Annotated in this window: 8 protein-coding genes; 6 read left to right on the top strand and 2 right to left on the bottom strand. The window is 72.2% G+C overall.

What is annotated here, in order from left to right; genetic code table 11:
* Positions 1–5: 5 nt before the first annotated feature.
* From ACV7NM_RS05800 to ACV7NM_RS05785, 4 genes are all read left to right on the top strand, one after another.
* Positions 6–3,029, top strand: coding sequence for an alpha-mannosidase (locus tag ACV7NM_RS05800; protein WP_463409246.1), 3,024 nt, complete (start codon positions 6–8; stop codon positions 3,027–3,029).
* A gap of 233 nt (positions 3,030–3,262) precedes the next feature.
* Positions 3,263–5,305, top strand: a complete 2,043-nt coding sequence (locus ACV7NM_RS05795) for an oxidoreductase (protein WP_463409245.1) — start codon at positions 3,263–3,265, stop codon at positions 5,303–5,305.
* 77 nt (positions 5,306–5,382) lie between these two features.
* Entirely contained in the window at positions 5,383–5,796 is a 414-nt protein-coding gene (locus tag ACV7NM_RS05790; protein WP_463409244.1) for a PaaI family thioesterase, read from the top strand.
* Positions 5,793–7,082, top strand: a complete 1,290-nt coding sequence (locus tag ACV7NM_RS05785) for an MFS transporter (RefSeq protein ID WP_463409243.1) — start codon at positions 5,793–5,795, stop codon at positions 7,080–7,082. Before ACV7NM_RS05790 ends, ACV7NM_RS05785 begins: the two co-directional genes overlap by 4 nt.
* Here the strand turns inward: ACV7NM_RS05785 and ACV7NM_RS05780 are convergent.
* Positions 7,042–8,016, bottom strand: a complete 975-nt coding sequence (locus tag ACV7NM_RS05780) for an SDR family oxidoreductase (RefSeq protein WP_463409242.1) — start codon at positions 8,014–8,016, stop codon at positions 7,042–7,044. The genes ACV7NM_RS05785 and ACV7NM_RS05780 overlap by 41 nt on opposite strands.
* An 81-nt stretch (positions 8,017–8,097) precedes the next feature.
* Here ACV7NM_RS05780 and ACV7NM_RS05775 point away from each other — a divergent pair, with 81 nt between their 5' ends.
* Positions 8,098–8,787 (top strand): TetR family transcriptional regulator, encoded by a 690-nt coding sequence (locus ACV7NM_RS05775; RefSeq protein WP_463413845.1) that lies wholly within the window; start codon positions 8,098–8,100, stop codon positions 8,785–8,787.
* Between the two features lie 80 nt (positions 8,788–8,867).
* Here ACV7NM_RS05775 and ACV7NM_RS05770 read toward each other — a convergent pair whose 3' ends face one another.
* Positions 8,868–10,406: an alpha/beta hydrolase gene (locus tag ACV7NM_RS05770; RefSeq protein WP_463409241.1), complete on the bottom strand. Its 1,539-nt coding sequence runs from the start codon at positions 10,404–10,406 to the stop codon at positions 8,868–8,870.
* 362 nt (positions 10,407–10,768) lie between these two features.
* On the opposite strand from ACV7NM_RS05770, the gene ACV7NM_RS05765 reads away from it, so the two are divergent.
* Entirely contained in the window at positions 10,769–11,467 is a 699-nt protein-coding gene (locus tag ACV7NM_RS05765; protein WP_463409240.1) for a DUF4142 domain-containing protein, read from the top strand.
* The last annotated feature ends 8 nt before the right edge of the window (positions 11,468–11,475 follow it).

The following is an 11,475-nucleotide window of genomic DNA, read 5'->3' as shown; positions in this document are numbered from 1 at the left end:
CCGTCATGCACGACGACCGCAGCGTTGCCGAACACCGCCTCCGCCGGGTCCTCAAGGAGCGCGTCACTCCCGCCGTCCACTCCCGTCCCGTGCCGCTGACCGTGGAGCGCTGGGACGTACCGGGGGAGCCCGTGCCCGTGGAGCAAGGTCTGCGAGCCCCCTACGAGCCCTGCGAGGTCGCGGACCCGTGGGGGCCGGCCTGGGGCACCACCTGGTTCAAGGTCACCGGCACCGTCCCGGCGGACTGGGCGGGCCGCACCGTCGAAGCCGTCCTCGACCTCGGCTTCGACCGGATGATGCCGGGCTTCCAGTGCGAGGGCCTGGTCCACGGTACGGACGGCGCCGAGATCAAGGCGCTCAACCCCTACAACGACTGGGTGCGCGTCGCCGACCGCGCCGAGGGCGGCGAGCGGATCGAGTGGTACGTCGAAGCCGCCGCCAACCCCGTCCTCGTCGAGCACCGGCCCACCTACGAGGGGGACCTGCCGACCAGCGCGGACCGGCCCCTGTACCGGCTCGCCCGCATGGAGCTGACGGTCTTCGAGAGCGAAGTGTGGGAACTCGTACAGGACCTCGACGTCCTGCACGCCCTGATGGCGCAGCTCGACGAGGCCGACGCCCGGCGGTACGAGATCCTGCGCGCCGTCGACGCCTCGCTGGACGCCTTGGACCTCGACGACGTGTCGGGCACGGCGGCCGCCGCACGGGCCCGACTGGCCGGGGTGCTCGCCACCCCGGCCAACGCCTCCGCGCACCGGATCAGCGCGGTCGGCCACGCGCACATCGACTCCGCGTGGCTGTGGCCGCTGCGCGAGACGGTCCGCAAGGTGGCACGGACGACGTCGAACATGGTGAACCTGATGGACGAGCACCCGGAGTTCGTGTTCGCCATGTCGCAGGCCCAGCAGCTCGACTGGATCAAGACCCACCGACCCGAACTCTTCGAGCGGATCAAGAAGAAGATCGCGGACGGGCAGTTCGTCCCGGTCGGTGGCATGTGGGTGGAGTCCGACACCAACATGGTGGGCGGCGAGGCGATGGTCCGCCAGTTCCTCCACGGCAAGAAGTTCTTCCTGGACGAGTTCGGGATCGAGACCCGCAACGTCTGGCTGCCCGACTCCTTCGGCTACACCGCCGCCCTGCCGCAGATCGTCAAACTCACCGGCTCCACCTGGTTCCTGACCCAGAAGATCTCCTGGTCCCAGGTCAACGCGTTCCCCCACCACACCTTCTGGTGGGAGGGCATCGACGGCACCCGCGTCTTCACGCACTTCCCGCCCGTCGACACCTACAACAGTGACCTGGGCGGAGCGCAACTCGCCCACGCCGCCCGCAACTACCGCGAGAAGGGCCGTGGTTCGCGCTCGCTGGTGCCGTTCGGCTGGGGTGACGGCGGTGGCGGCCCCACCCGCGAGCACCTGGCGAGGGCCCGGCGACTGCGTGACCTGGAAGGCTCGCCGCGCGTGGAGGTCGAGCGGCCCGACGCGTTCTTCGAGAAGGCCCACGCGGAGTACCCCGACGCGCCCGTATGGGCCGGAGAGCTGTACCTGGAGCTGCACCGGGGCACCTACACCTCGCAGGCCAAGACCAAGCAGGGCAACCGGCGCGCCGAATCACTGCTGCGCGAGGCGGAGTTGTGGGCGACGACCGCCGCGGTGCGCGTCGCGGGGTACGCGTACCCGTACGAGGACCTGGAGCGGATCTGGAAGACCGTCCTGCTCCACCAGTTCCACGACATCCTGCCCGGCTCGTCCATCGCCTGGGTGCACCGCGAGGCGCGCGAGACGTACCGCCGGGTGCGGGAGGAACTGAGCGGGATCACCCGGGACGCGCAGCTCGCGCTGGCGGGGGAGGGGACGCGGGAGCTGGTGTTCAACTGCGCCCCGCACACCCGGCGCGGTATCCCGGCCGGCGGGGCCGGGGTGCCGGAACCGGCCGCCGGGCCGGTCACCGTCGGGGAGCGGCCCGGCGGCGGGTACGTCCTGGCCAACGGGCGGCTGCGGGTGGGGGTCGACGGACGCGGGCTGATCGTGTCGGCGTACGACCTGGAGGCCGGCCGCGAGTCCGTCGCGCCGGGCGCCGCCGCGAACCTGCTCCAGATCCACCCCGACTTCCCGAACATGTGGGACGCCTGGGACCTCGACGCCTCCTACCGCCACCGGGTCACCGACCTGATCGAACTGGACGCGCTGGACGTCACCCGGACGGGGCCTGAGGCGGTGACGGTGCGGATCGTCCGCTCCTTCGGATCTTCCAGGGTGGCGCAGTCGCTCACGCTGCGGGCGGACGCCAAGACGGTCGACCTCCGCACAGAGGTGGACTGGTACGAGACGGAGAAGATCCTCAAGGCTGCCTTCCCGCTCGATGTGAAGGCCGAACGCTCCGCCGCCGAGATCCAGTTCGGACATGTGTACCGGCCTACCCACACCAACACCTCCTGGGAGGCGGCCAAGTTCGAGATCTGCGCGCACCGGTGGCTGCACGTGGAGGAGCCCGGCTGGGGCGTCGCCGTCCTCAACGACTCCACGTACGGCCACGACGTGACCCGGGACGTGCGCCCCGACGGCGGGCAGACCACCACCGTCCGGCTCTCCCTCCTGCGGGCCCCGCGCTACCCCGACCCGGAGACCGACCAGGGCACCCACACCCTGTCCTTCTCGCTCGCGCCCGGCGCGACGATCGCCGACGCCGTCCGCGAGGGGCACGCGCTGAACCTGCCGGAGCGGGTGGTGTCCGGGGCCGGTCCCGTGGCGCCGCTGGTGGCCGTGGACGGCGACGCGGTGGTGGTGGAGGCGGTCAAGCCGGCCGAGGACCGAAGCGGAGACGTCATCGTCCGGGTGTACGAGTGTCTGGGCGGCCGGGCCACGGCCACCCTGACGGCGGACTTCGCGCCGACGGCGGCCACCGAGTGCGACCTGCTGGAGCGTCCCCTCCCGCCCACCGCCGTCGGCGCCCTCGCGCCCGACGGGGCCCTTGCCCTGTCCCTGCGCCCCTTCCAGCTCGTCACGGTCCGCCTCCACCGGACCTGACCCGTCGCCCGTCGCAGGCCGGCCGCGGGCTCCCGTACGACCGCACCCGATCGACCGCGGCCGTGCGGTCGCCCGCCCGCACGTGAACTGCGCCACAGGCCCGGGCGGTCGGGGGCGCCGGACCCGGCGATACCGGGGCCAGGCGCCCCCGACTGGTTATGCACCTAGTTGCAAAACGCTGCCCCCCTCGCTAGAACAGGTGCATCACCCCCGCGCGAGGAGGCACACCCCCGATGAGTTCGCAGACCCCGCAGAGCTCCCAGAGCCGGTACCCGCACCTACTGCGCCCCCTGGACCTCGGTTTCACCACCCTGCCGAACCGCGTGATCATGGGATCGATGCACACCGGCCTCGAAGAGCACGAGGGCGGCTTCGAGCGCCTCGCCGCCTTCTACGCCGAGCGCGCCCGCGGCGGCGCCGGCCTCATCGTCACCGGAGGCATCGCCCCCAACGACGCCGGCCGCCCCTTCGAGGGCGGGTCCCGCCTCACCACCGAGGACGAGGCGGCCGAGCACCGGGTGATCACCGAGGCGGTGCACGCCGAGGGCGGCAAGATCGCGATGCAGATCCTCCACTTCGGCCGCTACGCCTACCACAAGGACCTGGTCGCCCCCTCCGCCCTCCAGGCCCCCATCAGCCCGTTCGTTCCGAACGAGCTCACCGACATCGAGGTCGAGCGCACCGTGGAGGACTTCGTCCGCGCCGCGCGTCTGGCCAAGCTGGCCGGCTACGACGGCGTCGAGATCATGGGCTCCGAGGGCTACCTGATCAACGAGTTCATCGCCGCGGCCACCAACCGGCGCACCGACCGCTGGGGCGGCGCGTACGAGAACCGCGTCCGCTTCCCCCTGGAGATCGTGCGGCGCACCCGGGAGGCCGTGGGCGAGGAGTTCATCATCGTCTACCGCCTCTCGATGCTCGACCTGATCCCCGGCGGCTCCACCCTGGACGAGGTCGTCCGCCTCGCCAAGGAGGTCGAGGCGGCCGGCGCCACCATCATCAACACCGGCATCGGCTGGCACGAGGCCCGTATCCCCACCATCGCCACCTCCGTTCCGCGCGGCGCCTACACCTGGGTCACCAAGCGGCTGATGGGCGCGGTCTCCGTCCCCCTCGTCACCAGCAACCGCATCAACACCCCGGAGATCGCCGAGGAACTGCTGGCCGACGGGCGCGCCGACCTCGTGTCGTTGGCCCGCCCCTTCCTCGCCGACGCCGACTTCGTCAACAAGGCGCGCGCCGGTGCCTCCGAGACCATCAACACCTGCATCGGCTGCAACCAGGCCTGTCTCGACCACACCTTCAGCGGCAAGATCACCAGTTGCCTGGTCAACCCGCGCGCCTGCCACGAGACCGAACTGGTCCTCTCCCCGACCAAGCTGAAGAAGCGGGTCGCCGTCGTCGGGGCCGGCCCGGCCGGCCTGGCCTGCGCCGTCTCCGCCGCCGAACGCGGCCACGCCGTCACCCTCTTCGAGGCCTCCGGGCACATCGGCGGCCAGCTCGACATCGCCCGCCGCATCCCCGGCAAGGAGGAGTTCGCGGAGACCATCCGCTACTACGGCAACCGGCTCACCGCCCACGGCATCGACCTGCGTCTGGACACCCGCGCCGACGTGGAGACCCTCCGGGGCTACGACGAGGTGGTCGTCGCCACCGGCGTCACCCCCCGCACCCCCGACATCGAGGGCGTCGACCACCCCAACGTGGTGACCTACCTCGACGTCCTGCGCGACGGCGCCCCGGTCGGCGGGCGCGTCGCCGTCGTCGGCGCCGGCGGAATCGGCTTCGACGTCGCGGAGTTCCTCACCGACAGCGGCGAGGGCGCCTCCCAGGACCCGGCCGTCTACTTCCGCCACTGGGGCGTCGACACGGCGTACACCGGCCAGGGCGGCCTCGTCGCCCCCGAGCGGCCCGCGCCGCCGCGCCGGGTCCACCTGCTCCAGCGCAAGACCACCAAGGTCGGCGCGGGTCTGGGCACCACCACCGGCTGGATCCACCGCGCCGAACTCAAGCACCGCGGAGTCGTCTCGGTGGCCGGGGCGACGTACGACCGGATCGACGACGAGGGTCTGCACATCACCGTCGACGGCGAGCAGCGCCTGGTCCCCGCCGACACCGTCGTGCTCTGCACCGGTCAGGAGCCGCGCCGTGACCTGTACGAGGAGCTGCGCGCCGCGGGTGTCGACGCCCACCTGATCGGCGGCGCCGACGTGGCCGCCGAACTGGACGCCAAGCGGGCCATCCGCCAGGGCACGGAACTCGCCGCGAGCCTGTGAGCCGGTAGCGCCCGATTCAACCTTCGTACGGCGCAATGGTGTTGTGGCGGCCCCAAGCGGGCCGCCACAATCTCCTGATGACCCCCACACCGGCAGACGCGGACCGGATCCTCGCCGACAACTTCGCCCCCTGGGTGCTCGCCCTCGGCCTCACCGTCCGGGAGACCGGCGAGCGGCACGCCGTCCTGCGGCTGCCGTGGTCCGAGGGACTGGCCCGGGACGGCGGCGGGCTCTCGGGCCAGGCACTGATGGCCGCCGCCGACACCGCGACCGTGATCGCCGTTTCCGCCGCCCGCGGCGGTTACGGGCCGATGACCACCGTCCAGCAGTCCACCAGTTTCCAGCGCCCGGTCCTGGGCGCCGACGTGTTGATCGCCGCACGGGTCACCAAGCTCGGCAAGCGGATGGCCTTCGCCGACATCGCCATGACCCCCGAGGGCTCGACCGAACCCGCCGCGACGGCCTCCACCGTGTACGCCCTGCTCGGGTGAGGTCCCTTTCCCGCAACCGCGACTTCAACGTCTTCTGGCTCGGGCAGGCGCTGTCCGTCCTCGGCGGGTCCGTCTCCGCCGTCGCGCTGCCGCTGATGGTGTTCGCCGCCACGGGTTCGGTCTTCCAAATGGGCCTGGTCACGGTGGTTTCGGCGGCCACCGCGGTGCTGACCGGGATCTTCGCCGGTTACGTGGTCGATCGGGTGGACCGCCGCCGGCTGATGATCGTCTGCGATCTGGCGCGGGCCCTGCTGCTCGGGGCGCTGCCCTTCCTCTGGGCGGTCTGTCCCCGGGTCTGGCTGCTGTACTTGCTGACCGCGCCGGTCGGGGCGCTGAAGAGCTTCTTCGACGTGGCCTACGTGACGGCGGTGCCCCACCTCGCGCCGCCCGAGGACCTCACCCGCGCCAACGGGCGGCTGATGAGCACCTTCGCCCTGGGCACCCTGCTCGGGCCGGTGATCGCCGGGGCCGTCGCGGCCGGCGTGGGGCCGGCCTGGGCCCTCGGGCTGGACGGCGCCACGTTCTTGATCTCGGCCGTCAGCCTGGTCTTCGTCCGTTTCGGTCCGGGCCCCGCCGAGGAGCGGGAGCCGGGCGGTCCGGCGCCGGGCGCGGTCGGGGTGCTGCGCGAGATGTTCGTGGTCGGGTTCCGGTTCCTGTGGACACACCCGTTGTTGCGCCCGCTGACCGTCCTGCTCACCCTGCTGACCTTCATCACCGTCGGCGCGACGGACCTGCTGATCTTCCGGGTCGAGCACGACCTGCACCAGGGTTCCGCCACCCTCGGTTACGTGATGGCGACGAGCGCGCTGGGCACGCTCGTCGGCGCGTTGGCCGCCGGACGCCTGCGCCGCCACCTGGGGTTCGGGCTCTGCTGGCTGGGCTCGATCGTGGCCATCGCGGTGTCGTTCGCCGGGATCGGGGTGAGCCGTAGCGTGCCGGTCATCGCGGTCCTCGCCGCCCTGTTCATGTTCGGACTGACCCTGGGTGGGGTCTGCTCCATGACCTTGCGTCAGGAGGTCACGCCGCGGCCGGTGCTGGGGCGGGTCACCGCCGCCTTCTGGACGGTGCACAACGCCTCGGGCCCGGCGGGCGCGGCCGTGCTGACCGCGCTGGCCGACGGGCACGGGGTCCCCGCCGTCAGTCTGGCCGGCGGGGCGTTCTGCCTGCTGATCGTCGGCGCGGGACTGTTCACCCCGCTGCGTGCGAGCGGCCCCCGCGCCGGGTCCGCGACCCCGGCGGCGCCGCTCAGCCTGCTGCGGCGGCCACTGCGGGGCCGACGCCCGTGAGGCGTTCCGCCACGGCCCAGAGCCGGGCATTGGCGGCGGGGTCCAGGGCGCGCCGGGGGATGCGGGACTCGCCCGTCGGCCCGACCAGGCCGAACAGCCCGCTCGGACCGTAGTAGCCGCCGGCGGTGGCGTCCGGGCTCGTGGCGGCGTAGAGCAGCGGCTGCGTACCGGGGCCGACCTCCTGCTTCGGGAGGAAGTCCACGGCGCTGACGAGGCCGTGCAACCGGGAGGGCCTGCCCCGCCCCAGGCTCGCGCCAGCGGTCTGGAGGTTGGTCTTGGTGTAGCCGGGGTGTGCGGCGGTGCTGCGCAGCGGCCACTTCTGCTCGGCGGCGAGGACGGCCAGGTGGCGGGCCATCATCAGGTCGGCCAGCTTGGACTGGGCGTAGGTGAGCATCGGGACGTAGCGCCGTCGCTCCCACTGGAGGTCGGTCAGGTCGACCCTGCCGAAGTCGGCGGTGGCGCTGCTCATCGTCGTGACGCGCGGGGCGGGCGCGGAGAGGAGGGCCGGCAGCAGCCGGACCGTCAACGCCAGCGGGCCGAGGAAGTTGGTGCCGAACTGGAGCTCGAAGCCGTCGGCGGTGGTCATCCGGGTCGGCGGGGCCATCAGTCCGGCATTGTTGACCAGCAGGTCGAGCGGGACGCCGTCGGCGAGGAACGCGTCGGCGAAGGCGGTTACCGACGCGAGGTCGGCCAGGTCGATCCGGCGCACCTCCACGCGGGCGTGCGGGTGCCGGGCCAGGATCTCGGCGCGGGCCCGCTCACCCTTGGCGGGGGTCCGCACCGCGAGCACGACGCGGGCGCCCGCCTCGGCGAGCCGGCGCGCGGCCTCCTTGCCCGTGCCGCTGTTGGAGCCGGTGACGACGGCGAGCTTTCCGGACTGGTCGGGAACGGCGTACATGACGTACTCCTCCGGGGAAGTGCGATAACAGACCATCGGTCTGATGCTCCTCCCGAAGTTAGCAGACCGCTGGTCTGATAACAACAGACCGCAGGTCTGTACGCTGGTCGCGTGACTCTGCCTACGAAGTTCCAGCGCGCCCGCAGCGAGGAACAGCGCGCCGCCCGCCGCCAGGCGATCCTCGACACGGCGGCCGCCATGCTCACCGAGATGCCGGTCGCCCAGGTGACGTTGAACGAGCTCGCGCGCAGGGTCTGCCTCGCCAAGTCGAACGTGCTGCGCTACTTCGACTCCCGCGAGGCCGTCCTGCTGGAACTCCTCGCCGCCGCCTCCCGCGAGCTCGTCGACCACCTCGACGGCGCGCTCCCCCGGGCGGTGGAGGGCGCCGACGCGGCCGAGCGGGCCGACCGGGTCGCCGACTGCCTCGCACGTGCCCTCGCCGTCCGCCCGGTGCTGTGCGATCTGATCAGCTCCCAGGCCGCCGTACTGGAGCGCAACGTCTCGCCGCAGGTCGCCGTGGCCTACAAGCGGGCCGCCCTGGACAGCGCCACGGCCCTGGCCGGGCAGATCGCCTCCCACCTGCCCGCGTTGGGGGAGGAGGACGCCTTCCGGTTCGTCGTGTCCGCGACGATGGTCATCGGCGCCGTCTGGGCCCACGCCCACCCCTCCGCCGCCATGCGCGCGGCCTACGAGGCCGACCCGTCGCTGGCCGCGCTGTGCGTCGACTTCGCCCCCACGCTGCGCGAGACGCTGGAGGTCCTGCTGTCGGGACTGCTGGCGCGGGCGCGGGACTCCCGACCGGCCTGACGCGTTCCCGGACGCGCACGAACGCCCCCGCGCCGTTCGAGGCGTCGGGGGCGTACCGCGTGCGCGGACAGGAGGGAGGGTCAGAACAGGAACGGCGACGGCAGCGACGGGCCCGGCGAGGCGGCGCGCCGTTCGCCCGAGCCGGGGGCGCTCCGGCAGGTCACGTCCCGCGCGGGCAGCCGGCCCGTGGTGAGGTACGCGCCGACCGGTGCGGTGACGCACGAGGCGGGATCGACCAGGTACACGCCGTGGCCCTCGCCGCCCTCCGCCAGCACCATCCGCGAGCCGGCCAGCGCGCGGTGCAGTCCCTGGCCGCTGACCAGCGGGGTCTGCGAGTCCGACTCGTTCTGCACGGTCAGGACCGGGGCCCCGGTCCTCATCGGCGTGGCGGCCTCGATCGGCCTCGACCAGAAGGCACACGGCTTGATCCCGGACGTGAAGTCCCCGTACAGCGGGTACCGAGCCTTGTCGCGGACCGTCTCCCGCTCGTACTGCTCGGGATAGCGCGGCCACTGCGTGTCCCCGCAGACCACGGCCAGCATCGCGGCGGTGCCGTTGTCCGAGGCCGGCCCCGAGGCCGGAACCAGCAGCTTCCGCTGCGCCGGTGACAGGGTCGCCGGCTTGCCGTCGGCCGCGTCCTTGAGCGCCTTGACGGCGGGGGCCGCCTGGGCGGGGTAGAAGAAGAGCGCCCGGCGAGCCCGGATGTCGTCACCCGTGAGCTTCAGACCGTCGAGGGGGATCGGGTCCTTGTCGGCGCGGGCCACCAGCGCCCAGAACGTGTCCGACACCGCCTGCGGGGTGTCGCCGAGCCCGTACTCGGCCGAACGCCGCGCGGTCCACCGCGTCCAGCGCGCGAAGGCGGGTTCCGCCTCGCTCGACCAGACCTGGAACATGCCGCGCCAGATCCGCTGCGGGTCCACGCCGCTGTCCAGCACGAAGCGGTCCGTGCGGGCCGGGAACATCTGCGTGTACACCGCGCCCAGGTAGGTCCCGTAGGAGTAGCCCAGGTACGAGATCTTCCGCTCGCCCAGTGCCGAACGGATCGCGTCCATGTCCCGTGCGGTGTTGCGCGTGGTGATGAAGGGCAGCACCGCCCCCGCCTTCTCGCGGCACTTGTCGGCCACGGTCCGCGCCCAGGCCACGTCGGAGGGGAAGGTCTCCGGCCGGTACGGCCGCAGGATGTTCTCCTCCTCCGGTCGCAGTCCACAGCTGACCGGACTGCTGGCGCCGACCCCGCGCGGGTCGAATCCGATCAGGTCGTACTGCTCGCGGACCTCCTTGGGCATCCGCTCGTTCATCTGGAGCGGCAGGTCGAGTCCCGGGCCGCCCGGACCGCCCGGATTCAGCAGCATCACGCCGTGCCGCTTCGCCGGGTTCTCGCTCCTCATCCTGGATATGGCGAGGTCGATCGTGCGCCCCGAGGGGCGTCGGTAGTCCAGCGGTACCTTGATGGTCGCGCACTCGTACGAGGCCGGCTGGTCGGGAGCGCACCGCTGCCAAGCGGGTGCGTGCGCCACGAACTCGGCGACCGGGGCGGCGGAGGCGTGAGGGGCGGTGAGCAGCGGGAGGGCGGTGGCGATCAGGCCCGCTGCGGCGAGCAGCGGCGTGAGGCGTTTCATGCGCACAGGAAGGCCGTTCCTTTCGACGGGACTACGGTCCCGTCCACCCTGTGGTACATGCGCCCGGCGCCGAATCCTCCGGAAGAGCTGGTCGGTCTACTTCCCGCGAATGATGGTAATTCCGGACAACTGGCCGACGCGCCAATGAGATTCGGGCCGCGCGACGCAGAGGTCGAACGCGGCACCGTACCAGCCGTTCGAGGAGTTGCCCGGATCTTTGTCCGTTCGTGATGGTCCTTCCGAACGGGCACCCCGACTGACGCTAGCGTCCCTTGGCACCCAGGGAGCTCGGGTGCACACGGCGTGGCCACCGGACACTCCGGCCATGCCGCCCCTCCCTGCCCACGCAGCAAGGAGGCACTGTGCTGTCATTCCGCCGGTCGAACGTCGCCGCCATGTCGGTCGCCTCGCGACACGTGATGGGGACGCTCATCGTCATCGGCGCCCTCGCGTTCACGCTGGTCGCGCTGCTGATCCCCGTGCAGAAATTCGGCGGCACCACGGCCGCGGCCGCCACCACCCCCTCCGGCGACGACGACGGCGCCGGAACGATGAGCACCGCCTTCGGGCCACTGACGCCTCAGGACCGGGACTTCGTCCGCAAGGTGCGGCTCGCCGGCCTGTGGGAGCTTCCCGCGGGCCGACAGGCACAACAACGGGCCACGCGGCCGGCCGTACGCACCGCCGGCGAGCACCTCGTCGAAGGCCACACCGAACTCGACCGCCACGTCCGGGCAGTGGGCGCGGCCCTCGGCGTGGAACTGCCCGACCGGCCCAGTGCCCAACAGCAGGGCTGGCTGGACCAGCTGAACAGCGCCCAGGGCAACGAATACGAGCGACTGTTCGTCCAACTGCTGCGCCGGGCGCACGGCAAGGTGTTCGCCCTCGTCGCGCAAGTCCGCGCCCAGACGCGCAACTCGATGGTGCGGGACCTGGCCACGGACGCCAACTCCACCGTGCTGGACCACATCACGGTCCTCGAAGCCAGCGGCCTCGTCGATTTCGACGGCCTGGCGGACGTCTCGCCCGCCCCTTCCACCGTTCCCCGACCGACGAAGTGAAGTGATCG

The organism is Streptomyces sp. Tek67B01 (assembly GCF_055231995.1).
This window is presented reverse-complemented; position numbering and strand designations above follow the sequence as displayed.

Excerpts from the sequence above, each read along its gene's own strand:
- ACV7NM_RS05800 (WP_463409246.1), top strand. The coding sequence starts at position 6 with ATGCACGACGACCGCAGCGTTGCCGAACACCGCCTCCGCCGGGTCCTC.
- ACV7NM_RS05795 (WP_463409245.1), top strand. The coding sequence starts at position 3,263 with ATGAGTTCGCAGACCCCGCAGAGCTCCCAGAGCCGGTACCCGCACCTA.
- ACV7NM_RS05790 (WP_463409244.1), top strand. The coding sequence starts at position 5,383 with ATGACCCCCACACCGGCAGACGCGGACCGGATCCTCGCCGACAACTTC.
- ACV7NM_RS05780 (WP_463409242.1), bottom strand. The coding sequence starts at position 8,016 with ATGGTCTGTTATCGCACTTCCCCGGAGGAGTACGTCATGTACGCCGTT.
- ACV7NM_RS05770 (WP_463409241.1), bottom strand. The coding sequence starts at position 10,406 with ATGAAACGCCTCACGCCGCTGCTCGCCGCAGCGGGCCTGATCGCCACC.